Genomic DNA, 19,757 nt, shown 5'->3' on the forward strand with positions numbered 1-19,757 from the left:
ACGCGCGTGCTACGGTCGGTCGCACGATGGCACGCAAACGCCGCGGGTGGGGTGGTGATCCACCGGCCACCGACGAGGAAGCTTCGCAGCGCATCGTCGCGGCTGCCGTCGAACTCATCGCCGAAACCGGTTCTGCGATCACCATCGCCGAGGTCGCCGAGTCGCTCGGTGTGATCAGGCAGACGGTGTACCGCTACTTCCCGACTGCCGACAGTCTGATGCGCGCGGCCGGGATCGCCTCGGTGGACGGCTTTCTCGATCAACTCGCAGAGCATGTGCGCGGCATCCATGACCCCGCAGAGGCGATGACCCAAGGCGTTCTGTACACCCTCGACGCGGTCGTGCGCATCCCGCATCTGGCGATCCTGCTGTCCGCGGTCAACCCGGCAGCCCAGCCGGGTGAGGTCGCGTCAGACCTCGCCCAGGACTTCGGGATGCGCATGATCACCCGCTTCGACGTGGACTGGCCGCGCTACGGCTACGACGACGCCGCGTTGCGGGATCTCGTCGAGTTCACCCTGCGGACCATGCTGTCGTTCTTCGTGGCGCCCAACGACCCGGCACGTTCGCCTGCCGAACTCCGCCGCTTCCTGAAGCGGTGGCTGGGAAGTGCGATCCTGGCTCAGGCGGAGACCGCCGATCTCACGCGGTGATCCGGATCGTCCCGTCCACGACCTCGATCGGATAGCTGCGCACGCTCATCTCCGCGCCGGACACCTCGGTGCCCGTGCACATGTCGAAGGTGTGGCCGTGCAGTGGGCACACCACCACGCGGTCGTCGGCCAGACCGTCGGCCAGCGGTCCGCCCCGGTGCGGGCATACCGCGTCGATGGCACGCAGCGACCCGTCGCGCAGCCGGAAGATCGCGATCTGTTCCTCGCCGACCGCGAACGTGCGTCCCTCGCCGACCGGGATCTCGTCGACGCGGCCCACCTCGACACTCATCGCACGGGTACCCGGGGCAGTGCCAGCAACGGCAGCGACGTCCGGAACTGCCCCTCCGACACGGGTTCCCGGCCGTCCCGCCACGGATCGCGGTAGGCGTCCACCGACTTCTGCATGCGCTCGTCCAGGCCGGCGAGGAACGCGTCGTCGGCGTCGTCCACCAAGACCTCACGGAGATGGTCGATGCCGACGCGCGGCACCCACGCGTAGGTGCGCTCCAGCCAGTTCGCGCTCTCGCGGTAGTACTGCAGGAACCTGCCGACGAGCGTGATCACCGTCTGTGGGTCGTCGACGGTGGCCAGCAGGTCGCCCTTGCGGATGTGCGCCCCGGCCGCGCCGCCGACGTAGATCTCCCAGCGGCCACCGGCTTCTCCTTCGATCGCGACTATCCCTACGTCCTTGCACAGCGCCTCCGCGCAGTTGCGTGGGCAGCCGGTGACGGCCAGCTTCATCTTGGCCGGGCTGGCCAGGCCCTGGTAACGCTCCTCGATCGCGATTCCCAGCGCGGTCGAGTCGCCGACTCCGTAGCGGCAGAAGTCGCTGCCCACACAGGTTTTCACGGTCCGAAAGCTCTTGCCGTAGGCATACCCCGAGCATGTCCAGGTCCTCCCACACCTTCGGCAGGTCTTCCTTGCGCACGCCGAGCAGGTCGATGCGCTGACCACCGGTCAGCTTGATCATCGGGACCTCGTACTTCTCGGCGACGTCGGCGATCTTGCGCAGCTGCGCGACGTCGGTGACCCCGCCCTTCATCTGCGGCACCACCGAGAACGTGCCGTCGCGCTGGATGTTGGCGTGCACGCGGTCGTTGATGAACCGGGCGTCCCGTTCGTCGACGAACTCGTCGGCCCACATCATGTCCAGCAGAGACGCCAGCGCCATCTTCGAGCCGGCATCCTCCTGGCCGTCCGGCGCGAGCGCGGCGAACACCGAGGACACCGAGTGCAATTCGAGTTCACGAATGTGGTGCATCAATGTCGGCTTGTCATAGGGGATACCGGGCACGTACCACGACGCCGACGGATCCTCGGTGACCGCGCCGCCGGCCGCCCACTCGACCACCTGGCCGACGAGTTCCTTGCAGGAGCCACAACCCTTGCCTGCCTTGGTCTTGGCCATCACGCCCGTTACCGATGACTCGCCCTCGCGCACGCAGGCGACCAGCGCGCCCTTGGAGACACCGTTGCAGTTGCACACCTGAGCGTCGTCGGCCAGTTCGGCGACGCCGACGCCGACCTCCGGGGTGCCGATGTCGAACATCAGCGACACCCGCTCGTCGGGAAGCGGCAGCCCACTGTCGAATGCCTGGGTCAGAAACGAGACCTTGGACACGTCGCCGACAAGCGTGGCGCCCACCAGTTTCCCGTCGCGGATGACCACGGTCTTGTACACACCGTGCTTGGGTTCTGAATACTGCACGAACTCGTCGTCGGGGTGCTCAGGCGCCTTGACGCCCATCGAGGCGACGTCGACGCCGGCGACCTTGAGTTTCGTGGCGACCCGGGAACCGTGATAGGCAGCGCTCGAGTTCGCCTCCGTCAGATGGTCGGCCAGCACCTTGGCCTGCTCCCACAGCGGCGCCACCAGGCCATAGACCTGACCGCGGTGCTGGGCGCATTCCCCGACGACGTAGACGTCGTCGTCATCGACGGAGCGCATGCGGTCGTCGGTGACGATGGCGCGTTCCACCGTCAGGCCGGCCCGCTGGGCGAGGCCCACATTGGGCCGGATGCCCGTCGCGATCACCAGCATGTCGCAATCCAACAGCGAGCCGTCGGAGAAGCGGATACCCGTCAGCCGGCCGTCGCTGACGACCACCTCGGTGGTGCGCTTCTCGGTGTGCACGCCGATTCCCAGCGCTTCCACCGACTTCCGCAGGATGGCGCCCGCCGGGTCGTCCAGTTGGGCATTCATCAACGTCGGCCCGGCGTGGACGACGTCGACCGTCAAGCCCCGGCTCTGCAGTCCCCTTGCGGCTTCGAGACCCAAGAGGCCGCCGCCGATGACGACGCCCTTGGAGCGGTTCTCGGCCTCGGTGATCATCGTCGCGGTGTCGTCGAGGGTCCGGAAACCGAAGACCCCGTCGGCGAGGTTCTTGTTGTCTGCCCACAGTCCCTCCATGGGCGGGAAGAACGAGCGGCTGCCGGTGGCGAGGATCAGCTTGTCGTAGCGCAGCGACGTGCCGTCGTCGGCGTGCACCAGGTGAGCGAAGGTGTCGAGGCGAACCACCCGCACGCCGGCACGCAGTTCGATGCCGTTGTCGGTGTACCAGTCCAGAGTGTTGAGGTAAATCTCGGCCGGATCCTCGATTCCGGCAAGCACATTCGACAGCAGGATCCGGTTGTAGTTGCCGTAGGGTTCGTCGCCGAACACCGTGATGTGAAACTGATCTCGGCCGCCCCGGGCGAGGACCTCCTCGATGGCCCGGATTCCGGCCATCCCGTTGCCGACCACGACGAGGCGCTTCATTTAGACCTCCACCAGGCCCAGGTCGACGACCACGGTGCCCTTGACACCGTCGGGCGCCGCGACGTAGAGCTCCAGCACGGTGTCGGCGAAAAGATCCTCCACCACCCGGAGCGCCACGTGGGTGGCGCCCTTGGCCGCGATCGGGAAGTAACGCATCGGTTGGCCGTCGCGGAACAGGACGACCGTGATCATCTGCTTGGTCGAGTTTCCGCCACGGAAGTAGACCGGTTGCGTGGTGGCACCGGCAGGCACCACGTAGCGCAGCGAGTCGTCGACCGGCACCGGTTTGTCATATCCACCGCCGTCGAATCCGAAGGCGCCTTGCAGAAAACGTGGACTGCTTCCGTCGGACATGGCTCGAAGCTAGAAGCACGATGTTTCCGGTTGGTTTCCCCCGCGAGTCGCCCATGCATCCCCGCGATCACGCGCCCACCGCCTCACGGTGAGCTGACCTGCGGTGTGAGCCCGAGTTTTCATCGCGGTCACCAACGTGCAACGGATGCGGAATGCCCAGGCCGTAGACCTAGGAGCAAGCCTGAACACGCCGATTGCAGTTCGGGCCCCACGTGTCTGGCACCACCGCCGGCGGCGGCGGTTGATCACATCGGACCCTTCCACCACAGGAGACAACATGACCGTTACGGACAGCGAATCGAGCGGGGCTGTCGCGACGGCGGCACCCGCGGGGGCGCAGCGCCACCGCGGCAAGCACTGGATCGAGGACTGGCGACCGGAGGACCCGGGCTTCTGGGCCACTGTCGGGCGGCCGGTGGCGCGGCGCAACCTGATCTTCTCGATCTTCGCCGAGCACATCGGATTCTCGGTGTGGCTGCTGTGGAGCATCGTCGTCGTCCAGATGACCGCGTCGGCCGACGGGTCGCCTGCCGCGTCGGGGTGGGCACTGACCACCTCCCAGGCGCTGTGGCTGGTCGCCGTTCCCAGCGGCGTCGGAGCCTTTCTGCGCCTGCCGTACACCTTCGCCGTTCCGGTCTTCGGCGGGCGCAACTGGACGGTGATCTCGGCGCTGCTGCTGCTGATCCCGTGCCTCGGCCTGGCCTGGGTGGTCAGTGATCCGGGAATCCCGTTCTGGCTGCTCCTGCTGGTTGCTGCCAGTGCCGGCTTCGGCGGGGGGAACTTCGCTTCGTCGATGGCCAACATCTCGTTCTTCTACCCGGAGAGCGAGAAGGGCTGGGCGCTCGGGCTCAACGCGGCAGGCGGAAACATCGGAGTCGCCTTGGCGCAGAAGGTGATTCCCATCGTCGTCACACTCGGTGCCGGCGTGGCACTGCCCCTGGCGGGGCTCTTCTACGTGCCGTTCGCGGTGGCTGCGGCCGTGTGCGCGTACCTGTTCATGAACAACCTCACCGAGGCCAAAGCCGATGTTAAGCCGGTCTGGCAGTCGCTGCGCCATGCCGACACCTGGGTGATGTCGTTGCTCTACATCGGCACTTTCGGCTCGTTCATCGGTTACTCGGCGGCATTCCCGACGCTGTTGAAGGCCGTCTTCGACCGCGGCGACATCGCGCTGGCGTGGGCCTTTCTCGGTGCGCTTATCGGGTCGATCGCCCGCCCGTTCGGAGGGAAGCTCTCCGACAGGCTCGGGGGAGCGCGGATCACGGCCGTCAGCTTCGTCATGCTGGCGATCGGTGCGGCGGGCGCGCTCTGGTCGGTGCAGGCCAAGAACATGCCGGTGTTCTTCATCGCCTTCATGTTCCTGTTCGTCGCCACCGGCATCGGCAACGGCTCCACCTACCGCATGATCTCGAAGATCTTCCGGGTCAAGGGAGAAGATGCCGGCGGCGACCCGTTGACCATGCTGGAGATGCGGCGCCAGGCCGCCGGCGCCCTGGGTGTCATCTCGTCGATCGGCGCGTTCGGCGGCTTCGTCGTGCCGCTCGCGTACGCCTGGGCCAAGTCCCAGTTCGGCAATATCCAGCCGGCACTGCAGTTCTACGTCGTGTTCTTCCTCGTCCTGCTGGTGGTCACCTGGTTCTTCTACCTCCGTAAGGGCAGCCGCATGGCACAGGCCGGTGTCTGACAGGAAATTGGCGACGGCATGACGACGCGCACCGCGTGCTCCTATTGCGGGGTCGGGTGCGGGATCTCCGTGGAGACCCGCACCGACCCCGCAACGGGCGTTCCGGTCATCGCAAAGGTCTCCGGGGACAAGCTGCACCCCACCAACTTCGGGCGGCTGTGCACCAAGGGGGCCACGCACGCGGAGATGATGGCCGCGACCGACGGCCGGTTGACGACGGCCCTGCTGCGGCCGTCCCGGGACGCCGATCCGGTGGCCGCCGACGTCGACGACGCGCTGGCCGAGGCGGGCCGCAGGCTGCGGGCGATCGTCGACGAACACGGATCGGATGCGGTGGCGCTCTACGTCTCCGGGCAGATGTCGATCGAGTCGCAGTATCTGGCCACCAAACTGGCCAAGGGATTCCTTCGCACGGTCCACATCGAATCGAACTCGCGGCTCTGCATGGCCAGTGCCGGGACGGGTTACAAGCAGTCGCTGGGCTCGGACGGACCCCCGGGGTCCTACACCGACTTCGACTGCACAAACCTGTTTTTCGTGATCGGCTCCAACATGGCCGACTGCCATCCGATCCTGTTCCTGAGGATGGCCGACCGCCTCAAGGCGGGTGCGAAGCTGATCGTCGTCGACCCGCGCCGCACCACCACCGCCGAGAAGGCCGACCTGTTCCTGCAGATTCGGCCCGGCACCGATCTGGCCCTGCTCAACGGAATCCTGCACGTGCTCGTCCAGAACGGTGCCATCGACGAAGAGTTCATCGCCGCGCACACCAAGGGCTGGGAGGCGATGCCGGACTTCCTGGCCGACTACACACCAGATCGGGTCGCCGCCATCACGGGGCTGGACGAGGCGGACATCCGCACCGCGGCGTCGATGATCGCCGCGGCGGGGGACTGGATGACCTGCTGGACGGTGGGCCTCAACCAGAGCACCCACGGCACCTGGAGCACCAACGCCATCTGCAACCTGCACCTGGCCACGGGGGCCATTTGTCGCCCGGGTAGCGGACCGATGTCGCTGACCGGCCAGCCGAACGCCATGGGCGGACGTGAAATGGGCTACATGGGTCCGGGGCTGCCGGGTCAGCGGGCGGTGCTGTCCGCCGACGACAGGGCGTTCGTCGAGCAGCAGTGGGAGCTGGAGCCGGGCACGATCCGCAGCGATGTCGGACCCGGTACCGTCGAGATGTTCCGCCGAGTAGGCGCTGACATCAAGGCCGTGTGGATCATCTGCACGAATCCTGTTGTCAGCCTGCCCAATCGGGACGCCGTGATCAGCGGGCTGCAGTCCGCCGAACTGGTGATCACGCAGGACACCTATGCCGACACGGCCACCAACCGATACGCCGACATCATGCTTCCGGCCACGCTGTGGGCCGAATCCGACGCCGTGATGGTCAATTCCGACCGCAACATGACGCTTCTGCAGCAGTCCGTTCCGCCCGCCGGCGACGCGCGGCCCGATTGGGAACTGATCTGCGGGGTGGCTCGCCACCTCGGCTTCGGCGACCATTTCGACTACAAGTCGAGTGAGGAGATCTTCGAGGAGATCCGTCGGTTCCACAATCCGCGCACCGGATACGACGTGCGGGGCGTCAGCTACGAGAGGTTGCGCGAAACCCCGGTGCAGTGGCCCTGCCCGCCCGAGGACAGCCCCGGCGGCTCCCACGACCGCAACCCGATCCGGTACCTCAACGACGGAATCTCCCAGGAGTTGTTCGTCGACGCCGACGGGACCCGGCCCAGGCTGGCGTTCGCCACCCCGTCGCGGCGCGCGGCGTTCCTCGCGCGCCCGCACATGTCGGCCGCCGAGATGCCCGATGACGACTACCCGATGATCCTCAACACCGGTCGCCTCCAGCATCAGTGGCACACCATGACCAAGACCGGGAAGGTCGACAAGCTCAACAAACTCAACCCCGGCCCGTGTATCGAGATTCATCCCGACGACGCTGCTACGCTGGGCATTTCCGCCGGCCGCGACGTCGAAATGGTCTCCCGGCGCGGCAGGGCGGTGCTGCCCGCGGCGATCACCGACCGGGTGCGGCGGGGCAACACCTGGGTGCCGTTCCACTGGAACGACGACCACGGCGAGAACCTCGCGATCAACGCTGTCACCAACGACGCCGTCGACCCGGACTCCCTGCAGCCGGAGTTCAAGGTGTGTGCGGTGCGCCTCGTCCCGCTACCGGTCGAGCCGGCCCTGTCGCTGCCCGCCGCGTCGTCGGCACCCGCCCTCACCGAGGACGAAAAGCTCTACCTGACGGGCTTCCTCGCGGGAGTCGACCAGGGGGCACCCGGCGTCCCGGTGCTGCCCGCCGGTGCGCCGGTCGGTGCACGCGCCCGGGTGTGGATCGACGGATTGCTGGCCGGCAGGTTCTCGCGGCTGGAGGGCGGCGGGCCGGTCGCCGAGTCCGTCGACGGCGGGGAAGCGGGCCCGGGTCCGCTGGTGCTGTGGGCCTCGCAGACCGGAAACGCCGAGGAGTTCGCAGGCAAGCTCGGCGACCGCCTCGGGGGTGCGCGGCTCAAAGCGATGGACGACGTCGAGCTCACCGAGTTGTCCACGGCGGGCGAAGTCGTGATCGTCACCAGCACGTTCGGGGACGGCGGGCCGCCTGACAACGGCGCGGACTTCTGGGAACGGCTCCAGGCGCCGCAGGCCCCGTCGCTGGACGGCATGCGCTACATCGTGCTGGGTATCGGCGACCGCTCCTACGACAACTTCTGCGGCCACGCGAAATCGCTCGACAGCCGGCTGGCGGACCTCGGTGCGACCAGGCTGCTCAACCGCGCCGAATACGAAGCCCACGACGATCAACCGCTGGCCCAGTGGGCCGACTCGGTCGTCGAGCTGATGGCTTCGCCGTCCCCGCAAGCGGAGACTCCTGTGCTCGAGACGCCGGCCGACGCCAGGCCCGAGCCGTTCAGCCGCGCCCATCCGCTCGCCGCGCCGCTGTGCCGCAACACCAGGCTGACCCCGCAGGACGCGACCAAGGAGGTACGGCAGTTCGGCTTCGACATCAGCGGCCACAACGTCGCCTACGCCGCGGGTGACTCGCTCGGGGTGTATGTGCGCAACTCCGGGCACGTTGTCCAGAGTTGGCTCACCGCAACAGGGTTCAGTGGTGACGAGTCGATCGTGGTCGACGGCGCCGGTATCCCGCTGCGGCAGGCGCTGACGTCGCACTACGACGTGTGCAAGGTGACGTCGAACCTCGTCGGGTTCGTCGCCGAACACTGTCCGGATCCCGCGGTCGCCAAGCGGTTACGCAAAGACCGTGGCGCACTGGACAAGTGGTTGGTGGGCCGCAACGGACTCGACGTGGTCCGTGAGTTCACGGTCCGCGCAGACCCGGAGCTCTGGCAGCAGGTGCTGGTGCGGCTGACACCGCGGCAGTACTCGATCTCCTCGAGTCCGCTCGTCAGCCCGCACGAGGTCCAGCTGACCGTGGCCGTGGTGCGCTATCGCGGCGCCGACGGTGGTCCCCGCGGCGGCGTCGCCTCCACCTATCTCGCCGATCTGCCCGACTGCACCCCGGTGCCGGTGTTTCTGCAGCGGTCGCCGCATTTCCGCCCGCCGCAGGACCCGCAGACCCCGATGATCATGGTGGGGCCCGGCACCGGTGTCGCGCCGTTCCGCGGGTTTCTGCAGGAACGTCGCGCACTCGGCCACACCGGGCCCAACTGGCTGTTCTTCGGCGACCGGCACCGCGCCCAGAATTTCTACTATCAAGACGATCTGCATGACATGGTCGACGACGGTCACCTCAATCGGCTGGATCTCGCCTTCTCCCGCGATCAGGCGAAGCGTGTCTACGTGCAGCACAAGATGCTCGATTACGGCGCCGACGTGTGGCGCTGGCTCGAGGACGGCGCGCACTTCTACGTGTGTGGCGACGCCACCCGGATGGCCAAGGACGTCGACGACGCCCTCACCGAGATCATCCGCACCCACGCCGGAATGAGCGCCGACGCCGCGCGTGATTACAAGCGGGAGTTGGTGGCCGCGAAACGCTACGTCCGCGACGTGTACTGACGGGCTTTCTCGCGCGGGCGGACGGCGACCAGCAGCGCACCCGCGGCGAACAGCGCCGCGGCAACCACCGGCAGCTTGCCGTCGGGCGCGAAACCAGTGGCGGACAACAGACCCAGCGCCAGCGCGCATGCGGCTGTCCCGGCGTAAAGCAGCGCTTCTGCAACACCATCGGGCACCGGTGCTGCGAACGTCGGTATCGGCGAGGTGAACAGGCGACGCTGCCAGGACAGCAGCATCAGCAACGCCACGGTGACGACGGCCAGCACGACCTCCCACTCGAGGCGGGCCAGCCACCATGCGCCAGAACCCAGCGGGGGCTGTGGCAGCAGGCCGGTCGGGTATCCGACGAGGGTCACGACGATGACGGGCATCATGTGCCACAGGTAGAGCGCCATCACGTTGTTGTTGGCCGTCGCGATCACGCGTGGCCACACGCCGCGCGCGAGCGCCCGGTTTAGCAGGGGCGCCACCGCGAACAGCACACCGATCTGCACGGTGGCCAGCGCCAGCAGCGCGACCGACGGGGGCGCGCTGTTCTCCACGCGGTCGCCCGGAACCCCGATCATGGCGACCGGGTAGGGCCCCCACACCATCAGCAGAGGCAGTGTCGCAGCCCCCACGACGGCCATCGACACCAGCAACCGTCTGCGCAGAAGGCCACCGTGCCAAGCGATTCCGAGCTGATAGATCGCCGCCCAGCAGAAGAAGTAGTTCACCATCCGGATCTCGGGATGCCCGGTGCCGATTCCCGCCGCGTCGACAAAAACCACACAGCCGGCGAGCACGGCCGGCACCGCCAGACCCCAGCGCCGGTTCGCGGCGACAGCGAGGGGCGTCAGCGCGACCACCATCAGATAGACGGCCAGGAACCACAGGTGCATCGCGACGGCCCAACCGCCCAACTCCAGGACCGATCCGTCGACGCCGGCCAGCATCAGCGCAGAGATCACCGCGATGACGAACACGGCATACACCGCGGTCGGCCCGAGGGTGCGGGCCACGCGGCGGCGAATCCACTCCTGCCGCGACGTGCCGCCCTCGGCGCGCAAGCGCGCCCACGACACCGCGCTGGCGTATCCCGCCACCGCGAAGAACACCGGTACCACCTGGAAGAACCAGGTGATCCACTGCGTCCAGGGCATCAGGACCAGCGGATTGTCCCGGCCGAACTCGCCGTCGCGGTACGTCATCACCGAAAGCAGCCAGTGACCGATGACGACGATCATCACCGCCGACGACCGGTACAGGTCGAGCGCGATTTCCCGCGGGGGTGACGAAGCTCTCGAGTCGTCCATTGGTCCCATTGTGGTCGGATCGCTGCGTCGGCACGGTAGCCGGGCGAACCGTGTTGCCGGCCCCGCCGCCGCGGGGTTGTCGAGAAAAGTGTGTCCGAGGGGGGAGTTGGCCATCTGCGACACGGGTTGAGGTCTGGCGAATCGGTACCTGATCGTCGTCCGGGGCTGGGGTTGACCCACTCTAAATGTCGGGCGGTCGGGCTAGGGGTCGAGTTGGGCGGGGGCGACTCGGCACCCGGCGGCTTGGGCTCCGGTGTGCAGGCGTCGGTCCCAGACGGCGACGATCAGTCCGGGGTCGCCGACCGCCAACGCGCTGGCCAGATGGACAGCGTCGGCTCCGCGTAAGGCATGGGCTCGGGCGAGGTGGCCGGCGTGCTGTTCAACCGTCGCGGTGAGTTCGACCGGGCGGGTGGCGGCCCAGAAGTCCTCCCAGTCACGCTCGGCTTCGGCGAGCTCGGATTCGGTTAGGTCGTGATTGCGGGCTGCTGCGGCGAGTGCGGCGCGGACTTCGGGGTAGGCCAGGCGGCTGGACAATGCGGCGTCGCAGCCGTCCCATAGCGCGGACGCCAGCGAGCTCCCTGTCTCGGTGGTGAGTAGTTTGACGAAGGCACTGGCGTCGAAGTAGACGAGCGGCACCGGTCAGCGCCGCTGGTCGCTGACGCGGTCAGACACCGGCCGCCGCGGTCGGGGTCCGGACCGTCCCGCAGCGACGGGCCGCTGCGCGGTGGCCTTGCCAATCACGCCTTCGGCCGTGAGACGCTCCAAGGTGCCTGCGCTGTCCAGCGCAGCGAGTCGCGCGACCGGAATCCCGCGGTCGGTGATGACGACCTCATCACCGGCCCGAGCTCGATCGAGCCAATCGCTGAGGTGCGCGCGCAACTCGGTCACGGATACCTCCACACCGTGAACTGTACACTCACTGAACCATGATTTGTACATGTCACTACTGAGTGCGGCAACGACTGCCTCGCGGCATAGCACCGCATTGGGATATTCGCCGTTCCCGCCGTACGACATCCCGTGCTGCAACGGGATTCGGCTCCAACAGGGCATCACCGGATGTGAGTTTGCGGCCTGACGCGCCGCTTTCCGCGCCGACGATCAGCGCCGCGTCGCTGACGCCGCGCCAAATGCGGCGGCCCAGCACCTCGACGAGGTACTGGGGCGTATTGCCGCCGACCGGACAACTGATGCGGCGGTTCGGCGTGAGCCCAGCGGCTTCGGCAATCCTCGACGCGGGGTTGTCGCGTGGAATCATCAAGATTCCCGGTGTCGCCACGGTATCGATCTGGTGCCCGATCGTGGCCTAAGCATTCTGCAGTGCTCGACTGCGCCTTCGCCGCGGTGTGTGAACTCACCGACGCCGACGACAACCGGAGTGCGTGGCGGGATGGTCAATGGTCAGGTCACGCTCATCGTCGACGTCTTCTGTGCGACATGACTGCGATATTGTCACACCACGCTTACGGAGGACGACCGCCGCGTTATGGAGAACCTAGTCGGTTTGCACGGCATACTTGCACCCGTGAAGCAAAAATCGTTGCGATGGGGCGACGCGACTCCTGCACAAAGCCGCGATGTGGCGCGCGATCGCCTACTCGACGCCGCCGAAACGTGTCTGCAAGGCAAGGGGCTGTCAGGCACCACGATGGATGACATCGCTAGCCGGGCGGGCGTATCCCGCGCCACGGTCTATCGCTACTTTCCGAGTCGCGAAGCAGTCGTTTCCGGTGTCATCGTGCGCGCAGCGGAACGTTACCTGCACCGAATCAGCGGGCGGATCTCGGCGCACTGCGATTTGGGTTCTGCGATATTGGATTTTGTCGCAGTTACGGTGCGGGCCGCCCGTCGCGAACCGATAATCGGGTTGCTGTTCGGCAGCGACGATGAACTCGCCGGTGTAGGGCTGGCCGAGGGAACGTCGGTGGCGCTGTTCGAACTCGTCGCCGAGTTCCTTCGACCCGTGTTCGCCGCGCACTGGGATCAACTCGAAGCCGGCGTGTCGGTCGATGACGCCGCCGAATGGATCCTGCGGACCATTCTCAGCTTGCTCTCGGTTCGCGGCCCCCGACACCGCAGCCCCGAAGGCGTCGATGCATTTTTGCGCCGATTCCTGCTTCCCGCTCTGCTTACCAACAGCCAGCGTTGCGTCGATGCGACAACTACGGAGTAGTGTCTCAACCATGGCATCCGTACCGCTGAACGGAACGAGGCGCTGACCATGGACTTCCCGCAGTTCAACCAGCAAATTGCCGAGGAGTTCCAGAACGCGACGGAAGCGACCGGAGGCCTCTCCAGGTACCTGGATTTTCGCCACACCGAGTTCGCCGCCGGGCGGCTGGTTGTGGAAATGGATGCCCGGGCCGATTTGTTGACTCCCTTCGGCACTCTGCATGGTGGATGCCTGTCAGCGATGGTCGACCACTGCTTGGGCGTGGTGTTCTATCCGGTGATCCCTGCTGGATCCTGGGTCGCCACAACGGAATTCAAGCTGAACTTCCTGCAGCCGGTGTCCAGTGGAGTGTGCGTTGCGGTCACCGAGATCGTTGCGCTGGGTAAGCGTAGCGGTGTCGCCAGGATCGACATCACCAACGCCGGGCGGGCGGTATGCGCCGCGCAGGGAACAGTGACCGTCGTCGGCCAGAGGGCAGGCGCGTCGTGATCAGGGCGGGGAACAAGAGTGCCGTCCGACGTGACCGTCGAGACCACGCAAAATGACCTCTACCTTCGAGCGCGTCCGCACCGAAGACGGAACCGCCCTAGCAGCCGATATCTACCGACACGAATCCGCCCGCGCAGTCGTCATACTGCTGCACGGTGGTGGGCAAAACCGCCACGCCTGGGCGACCACGGCGCGCCGCTTACACGCGCGTGGGTATACCGTCGTCGCCTATGACGCCCGCGGCCACGGCGACAGCGAGTGGGACCCCGATGGTCGATACGATCTCGACCGACTCGCATCCGACCTGCTATCCGTTCGCAAATATGCCAGCGACGACCGGCCGCCGGCTGTCGTCGGCGCATCCTTGGGCGGCATGACCGTGTTGGGAACGCACTTGGTGGCGCCCGCCGATCTGTGGGGAGCCGTCGTCCTGGTCGACATCACTCCGCGAATGGAGTTTCACGGAGCACGCCGCGTCGTGTCTTTCATGGCCGCCCATCCCGACGGATTCGAAACGCTCGACGCCGCCGCGGACGTCATTGCCGAGTACAACCGACATCGCGCTCGTCCCAAGAACCTGGACGGACTCCGCAAAGTCTTGCGGCAACGCGATGACGGTCGGTGGATCTGGCGATGGGATCCAGCCTTCATAACCTCCAACTTCGAGTTCCTGGGGGGCGACCCCGCAAACGGCGCCGAAAAGTTCGGCGTCATCAGCGAACTGCTCATCGAAGGGGCCCGCCGCGTGCGAGCACCAACGCTTCTGGTCCGCGGCGTCCACTCGGATGTGACATCGCAGCAGTCGGTCGAGGAGTTCCTCGAAGTCGTACCGCACGCCGAAGCGGTGGACGTTTCCGGCACGGGCCACATGGTTGCGGGCGATGACAACGACGCCTTCACCGCAGCAGTCGCCGAATTTCTCGACCGCACGATCAACAATTCGGCGGATTGATTTGAGGGTCGTTCGAAGGATCACGTGCTGACCGATCAAGAACTTCCTCGTAGCGCAAATGATGACGAGGCCCGTCACATGGAGGTGTTGCGCAAGCGCGCGCTGGCCGGCGGGGGCGGCTTGTTGCACGCCAGCCTGGCCAAGGGAGTGGGCACTGAAGGCTATCCTCGAATCGCCAAGCCCCCCAAGGGCACATTTCTGCTCAATGTTTTGCGTGAAGTGAAGGGCTTGTTCTCACCATTTTCAGGCCGGCGAATTCCTGCCCAGGACCCCGAAGTCCTCATCGGAGAGGGGACAATTTGATCTGACCGTGAATAAACCCGCGGGATAGGGCACGCGTTTGGGTGCTGCGCTCCGTGTCCTGTGCAGCGCCGGGCGTGGTTCGTTGTCGGACTGGCACACGTTGTGGTGAGTGTTGGTCATAGCGGATTGACCGCTCCCACTTATCCGTTTAGGTTGACTATCTAAATCTTAAATTGGCGCAGCACTCCGTCACTTCCGAACCAAGAAAGCAGGTGTTGGCGTGATCACCGTGGTCAAGCGCGCGTGGCTACCCGTGCTGCTCGTGGCGGCATTGGCGATCGGCTTCGTTAGCATTTCCTACTTGCGGTCGGTCTTCGGATCGAATGGAGCCGTGGTGACGCCGGTGGGATCGGACACCGCGGAGGACTTCAACCCCACGGTCGTCACTTACGAGGTGTTCGGCACCGGCAGCTTCGCGGTTATCAACTACACCGACCTCGACGGGTTGCCGCAACGGACGGGGCAGGTAAGCCTGCCGTGGACTCTGACTCTGGAGACGACCATCCCCTCGGTCAGGCCGGATCTCCTCGCACAGGGCGACGGCCAGTTCATCGGTTGCCGGGTCACCGTCGACGGCGAGGTGGAGGACGAAAGGACGGCTGAGGGCGTGAACGCGGCGACGTACTGCTTGGTGAAGGCGGCATGACGACTCACATCGGCGACACCGTAACCGGCGCCCTTCCTTCTGGTCATAAACCGCATCGGTCGCCGCTGGCCCGATTTATCCGGATTTTCGCCATTCCCATCGTCCTGGCGTGGATCGCGATCGTGGCCTTCCTCAATGTCTCCGTGCCGCAACTCGAGGACGTCGGTAAGCTGCGCGCGGTCTCGATGAGCCCCGATGACGCGCCCGCCCTCATCGCCACCAAGCGTGTCGGCTCGGTCTTTGAGGAGTACACCACCAGCAGCTCGGTAATGATCGTGCTTGAGGGTGACGAACCCCTGGGCCCGGACGCGCACACGTTCTACGACGAATTGGTGCGCCAGTTGCGCGCCGACGCCACTCACGTTCAGCACGTCCAGGACTTCTGGGGTGATCCTTTGACCTCGTCAGGCGCCCAGAGCATGGATGGCAAGGGTGCCTACGTGCAGGTGTACATCGCCGGTAATCAAGGCGAGTCACTGGCCAACGAGTCGGTCCAGGCGGTGCGCGAGATCATCGCTGGAAGCGAGCCGCCCGCCGGCGTGCAGGCCTACGTTACCGGGCCGGCGGCGTCGACGGCGGATCAGCGCGTGGTCGGTGACGCCAGCATGAGGACGATCGAGGCTCTGACGTTCGCCGTCATCATCACCATGCTGCTGCTGGTCTACCGCTCGATCGTCACGGTGGTGATCACCATGGGCATGGTGGTCGTCGGTCTGCTCTCCGCGCGGGGGATCGTCGCGTTCCTGGGCTATCACGAGGTCTTCGGGCTCACGACGTTCGCCACCAACTTGCTGGTGACGTTGGCCATCGCCGCCGCTACCGATTACGCCATCTTCCTCATCGGGCGCTATCAGGAGGCCAGACGGGCGGGTGAGGATCGCGAGTCGGCCTATTACACGATGTTTCACGGCACCGCGCACGTTGTGCTGGCATCGGGGATGACGATAGCGGGCGCGGCGGCGTGCCTGCACTTCACCCGCCTGCCGTACTTCAACACCATGGGCTTCCCGCTGTCCATCGGCATGGTAGTCGTGGTGGCCGCTGCGCTCACGCTGGGTCCGGCGGTCATCTCGATCGTGACGCGTTTCGGGCGAATCCTGGAGCCCAAGGGCAGGAAGCGGGCCCGCGGGTGGCGGCGCATCGGAGCGGCGACCGTGCGTTGGCCCGGCGGTGTGCTCGTCATGGCGGTGGTCCTGGCTCTGGTTGGCCTGTTGGCGCTGCCCGGCTACCACACCACCTATAACGACCGCATCTTCCTTCCCGACGACGTGCCGGCCAACGTCGGCTACGCGGCCGCCAATCGGCATTTCTCCGAGGCCAAGATGAATCCCGAACTGGTCATGGTGGAGGCCGATCACGACCTACGCAACCCCGCCGACTTCCTGGTGATCGACAAGATCGCCAAGGCGATGGCCCGTGTGCACGGGATCGCCCAGGTGCAGGCGATCACGCGGCCCGATGGCAAGCCGATCGAGCACGCGTCGCTCGCTTACACCGTCAGCCAGGGCGGCACGGGCCAGATCATGAGCAACGATTACCAGCAGAAGGTGCTCGAGAACACGCTCAAGCAGGCTGACGACCTGCAGGTTAGCATCGACTCGATGGAGCGGATGCACAGTCTCACTTTGCAGATGGCCGACGTCTCGCGGCGAATGGCCGACAAGATGAGGACGACCTCCGAGCACACCAGCGAGGTCCGCGACCATCTGGCCGATTTCGACGACTTCTTCCGGCCGATCCGCAGCTACTTCTACTGGGAGCCGCACTGCTACAACATCCCGGTCTGCTGGGCGTTGCGGTCGGTCTTTGACAGCCTCGACGGCATCAACACGTTGTCCGAGGACTTGGAGGACGTGGTGCCCGACATCGAAGAGCTGGCGACTTTGACGCCACAGTTGGCCGCTGTGTTGCCTGCACAGATCCAGACGCTCCAGAACCAGAAACAGCTACTTCTTAACCAGTACCAGGCACAGAAGGCGCAGCAGGACCACACCATGGCGGCGCAGGAGAACGCCACCGCGATGGGTGAGGCGTTCGACGCTGCCATGAACGACGACACCTTCTACCTGCCGCCGGAGGCATTCGAGACGGCGGACTTCCAGCGCGGCATCAAGCTGTTCCTCTCGCCCGACGGTCACGCCGTCCGGTTCACGGTGTTCCACCAGGGGGACCCATTGAGCGAGGAGGGCACCGCGCACATCGAACCGTTGCAGGTCGCCGCCGTCGATGCCATCAAGGGCACGCCATTGGAAGGTTCGACGGTCTACATAGGTGGCAGCGCCGCCACCTATCAGGATATGCAACAGGGCGCAGACTACGATCTGCTCATCGCCGGGGTCGCATCGCTGCTCCTCATCTTCCTCATCATGGTTGTGCTCACGCGGGCAATCGTCGCCGCCGCCGTCATCGTCGGCACCGTGGTGCTGAGTCTTGGTGCATCGTTCGGCCTCTCAGTTCTGATCTGGCAGCACCTCATCGGGATCCCGCTGCACTGGATGGTGTTGCCGATGGCGGTCATCGTCCTGCTCGCCGTCGGTGCGGACTACAACCTGCTCCTGGTCTCGCGGATGAAGGAGGAGCTCCGCGCCGGTCTGAACACCGGCACCATCCGGTCGATGGCGGGCACCGGATCAGTGGTCACTTCGGCCGGCTTGGTCTTCGCGTTCACGATGATGTCCATGGCGGTCAGCAATCTGACCGTCATCGGGCAGGTCGGTACCACCATCGGTCTGGGCCTTCTGTTCGACACGCTCGTGGTGCGTTCACTGATGACACCGTCACTCGCGGCCCTGTTCGGGAAGTGGTTCTGGTGGCCCATGCACGTGCGCCAACGTCCTCTGCCGCGACCGTGGCCAACGCCTCGAACTTACGATGACATGGGGTTGGCCGGGCGCCCCGGCAGTTGACCTTGATACCAGTAAAGAAAGGCTCTATTGCCATGAATGTGGGTCGGGTGGGGTGTGCTATGTCTCGGGTGGCGTGACGGTCTGGGCGCACGGGCAGCCAATAGGTTCGAAAGCTCCTACACCTCGTACCAAGGAGCTTGCCCGTGCGCGCGACTACTTTACTCAACGGTGTCCTCGTCCTGCCGAAAACCAGGGTCCGCGACGTCGAGGTCGGCGACGTGGTAGCGGTGTGGGTGCGCCCTCAACAGCGGGTGATGTCCTGTCCGCATTGTGATTTCCGGATCAGGCACCGCTACGACACGCGGGTGGTGGATTCGACGTGGCGCCACCTGGACCTGGGCGGGCGGGTATGTGTGCTCAAGCTGCGGCGGCGCCGGTTGTGCTGCCCCGAGCACGGTGTGCTGGCCGAGTCTGTGCCGTTCGCGCGTCCGGGATCGGGGTTCACCCGTGACTTCGAGGACCTTGTGGTCTGGCTGGCCGGCAAGTGTGACACGAAGACGGTGTCGGCGTTCTGCCGTGTCACGTGGCGCACCGTCGGGGCGATGTGTTCGCGCGTCGTGGCCGAGAAACTGGACCCCGACCTGCTGAGCGGACTGGTCGACATCGGCGTCGATGAGATCTCCTGGCGCAAGCATCACAAGTACTTGACTTTGGTGTCCGACCACGACACCGGCACAATCGTGTGGGGCGCGCCGGGTAAGAAGGCGGCCACTCTCGACGCGTTCTTCACCGCGGCCCTGCCCGCCGATGGCGCGAAGAAGATTGAGGCCGTGTCGATGGACCTCGGGCCGGCATTCGCGAAATCTGTTCGCGCACACGCCCCGCAGGCGGTGATCTGCTTTGATCCGTTCCATGTCGTCAAACTAGCCACCGATGCCCTCGACGACGTTCGCCGTCAGGTATGGCAGTCCGCACGCATGCTGTCGGACAAGCAGATCGCCAAAACCTACAAGGGAGCCCGGTGGGCGCTGCTGAAGAATCCCGAATCCCTCACCGACACACAGAAAGCCACCCTCGCCCAGCTCAAGCGTGAGGGCGGCGCACTGGTGCGTGCCTATGAGCTCAAGGAATCGCTGCGGGCGGTGTTCGCCGGGGATCTTGACACCGACACCGTCACCGACATGCTCGGGAAATGGTGTTCATGGGCGCAGCGGTGCCGGATACCGCAGTTCGTCAAGGTCGGCCGAACCATCAAGAAACACCTCGACGGCATCCAAGCCGCGGTCGAGCGCGGGCTGGCGAACGGGCGCCACGAAGGCCTCAACAACAAGGTCCGGTTGATCATCCGCAGGGCCTACGGCTTCCACAACGCCGAGAACGCGCTCGCGATGATCATGCTCGTCTGCGGACCGGTCACCCTCGAACTTCCATACCACACATGAGGTCATCCACATTCATGGCAATAGAGCCAAAAATGGGTGGGTGACATGACCGAGATCCCCACCGATTCCGGGCCGAAGCTGTACTTGGCGACGGTGATCGACCTCTATAGCCGCCGGCTGCTGG

14 protein-coding genes and 2 pseudogenes are annotated in these 19,757 nt (G+C 65.8%); 10 read left to right on the forward strand and 6 right to left on the reverse strand.

What is annotated here, in order from left to right; genetic code table 11:
* Positions 1 to 26 precede the first annotated feature (26 nt).
* Positions 27 to 653: a TetR/AcrR family transcriptional regulator gene (locus tag H7I57_RS12855; protein WP_264023904.1), complete on the forward strand. Its 627-nt coding sequence runs from the start codon at positions 27 to 29 to the stop codon at positions 651 to 653.
* Here H7I57_RS12855 and nirD read toward each other — a convergent pair.
* From nirD to H7I57_RS12870, 3 genes and pseudogenes are all read right to left on the reverse strand, one after another.
* Positions 643 to 945 (reverse strand): nitrite reductase small subunit NirD, encoded by a 303-nt coding sequence (gene nirD, locus H7I57_RS12860; RefSeq protein ID WP_264023905.1) that lies wholly within the window; start codon positions 943 to 945, stop codon positions 643 to 645. The genes H7I57_RS12855 and nirD overlap by 11 nt on opposite strands.
* Positions 942 to 3,414 (reverse strand): annotated as a pseudogene (gene nirB / locus H7I57_RS12865) (nitrite reductase large subunit NirB). Before nirB ends, nirD begins: the two are co-directional and overlap by 4 nt.
* Positions 3,415 to 3,768, reverse strand: a complete 354-nt coding sequence (locus H7I57_RS12870) for a molybdopterin oxidoreductase (RefSeq protein ID WP_264023906.1) — start codon at positions 3,766 to 3,768, stop codon at positions 3,415 to 3,417.
* A 277-nt stretch (positions 3,769 to 4,045) separates the two neighbouring features.
* On the opposite strand from H7I57_RS12870, the gene H7I57_RS12875 reads away from it, so the two are divergent.
* Both H7I57_RS12875 and H7I57_RS12880 read left to right on the forward strand, forming a co-directional pair.
* Positions 4,046 to 5,452: an MFS transporter gene (locus H7I57_RS12875; RefSeq protein WP_264023907.1), complete on the forward strand. Its 1,407-nt coding sequence runs from the start codon at positions 4,046 to 4,048 to the stop codon at positions 5,450 to 5,452.
* A gap of 18 nt (positions 5,453 to 5,470) precedes the next feature.
* A complete protein-coding gene (locus tag H7I57_RS12880) occupies positions 5,471 to 9,487 on the forward strand; it encodes a bifunctional nitrate reductase/sulfite reductase flavoprotein subunit alpha (protein WP_264023908.1) in 4,017 nt (1,338 codons plus the stop codon).
* Here the strand turns inward: H7I57_RS12880 and H7I57_RS12885 are convergent.
* The 3 genes and pseudogenes from H7I57_RS12885 to H7I57_RS12895 form a co-directional block, all read right to left on the reverse strand.
* Complete coding sequence (locus H7I57_RS12885; RefSeq protein ID WP_264023909.1) at positions 9,466 to 10,782, reverse strand: acyltransferase family protein; 1,317 nt, start codon at positions 10,780 to 10,782, stop codon at positions 9,466 to 9,468. The genes H7I57_RS12880 and H7I57_RS12885 overlap by 22 nt on opposite strands.
* Positions 10,783 to 10,983: 201 nt before the next feature.
* Positions 10,984 to 11,418 (reverse strand): type II toxin-antitoxin system VapC family toxin, encoded by a 435-nt coding sequence (locus H7I57_RS12890; RefSeq protein ID WP_264023910.1) that lies wholly within the window; start codon positions 11,416 to 11,418, stop codon positions 10,984 to 10,986.
* Between the two features lie 3 nt (positions 11,419 to 11,421).
* A pseudogene (locus tag H7I57_RS12895) lies at positions 11,422 to 11,743 on the reverse strand (type II toxin-antitoxin system Phd/YefM family antitoxin); the annotation flags it as partial.
* Between the two features lie 525 nt (positions 11,744 to 12,268).
* Here H7I57_RS12895 and H7I57_RS12900 point away from each other — a divergent pair.
* The 7 genes from H7I57_RS12900 to H7I57_RS12930 all read left to right on the forward strand — a co-directional run bounded on the left by H7I57_RS12900 (position 12,269) and on the right by H7I57_RS12930 (position 19,633).
* Positions 12,269 to 12,955, forward strand: a complete 687-nt coding sequence (locus H7I57_RS12900; protein WP_275081222.1) for a TetR/AcrR family transcriptional regulator — start codon at positions 12,269 to 12,271, stop codon at positions 12,953 to 12,955.
* Between the two features lie 48 nt (positions 12,956 to 13,003).
* Positions 13,004 to 13,444: a PaaI family thioesterase gene (locus H7I57_RS12905; RefSeq protein WP_264023912.1), complete on the forward strand. Its 441-nt coding sequence runs from the start codon at positions 13,004 to 13,006 to the stop codon at positions 13,442 to 13,444.
* 52 nt (positions 13,445 to 13,496) lie between these two features.
* Positions 13,497 to 14,396 (forward strand): alpha/beta fold hydrolase, encoded by a 900-nt coding sequence (locus H7I57_RS12910; protein WP_264023913.1) that lies wholly within the window; start codon positions 13,497 to 13,499, stop codon positions 14,394 to 14,396.
* Between the two features lie 24 nt (positions 14,397 to 14,420).
* Positions 14,421 to 14,699, forward strand: coding sequence for a hypothetical protein (locus tag H7I57_RS12915; protein ID WP_264023914.1), 279 nt, complete (start codon positions 14,421 to 14,423; stop codon positions 14,697 to 14,699).
* A 220-nt stretch (positions 14,700 to 14,919) separates the two neighbouring features.
* Positions 14,920 to 15,345 carry an MmpS family transport accessory protein gene (locus H7I57_RS12920; protein ID WP_264023915.1) on the forward strand — a complete coding sequence of 142 codons (426 nt, stop codon included), beginning with the start codon at positions 14,920 to 14,922 and terminating at the stop codon, positions 15,343 to 15,345.
* Positions 15,342 to 18,251: an MMPL/RND family transporter gene (locus H7I57_RS12925; protein WP_264023916.1), complete on the forward strand. Its 2,910-nt coding sequence runs from the start codon at positions 15,342 to 15,344 to the stop codon at positions 18,249 to 18,251. Before H7I57_RS12920 ends, H7I57_RS12925 begins: the two co-directional genes overlap by 4 nt.
* A gap of 143 nt (positions 18,252 to 18,394) precedes the next feature.
* Positions 18,395 to 19,633 carry an ISL3 family transposase gene (locus tag H7I57_RS12930; RefSeq protein WP_264023917.1) on the forward strand — a complete coding sequence of 413 codons (1,239 nt, stop codon included), beginning with the start codon at positions 18,395 to 18,397 and terminating at the stop codon, positions 19,631 to 19,633.
* Positions 19,634 to 19,757: the final 124 nt, after the last annotated feature.

The sequence above is a fragment of the Mycolicibacterium pyrenivorans genome (assembly GCF_025821625.1).
Taxonomy (GTDB): Bacteria; Actinomycetota; Actinomycetes; order Mycobacteriales; family Mycobacteriaceae; genus Mycobacterium; species Mycobacterium pyrenivorans.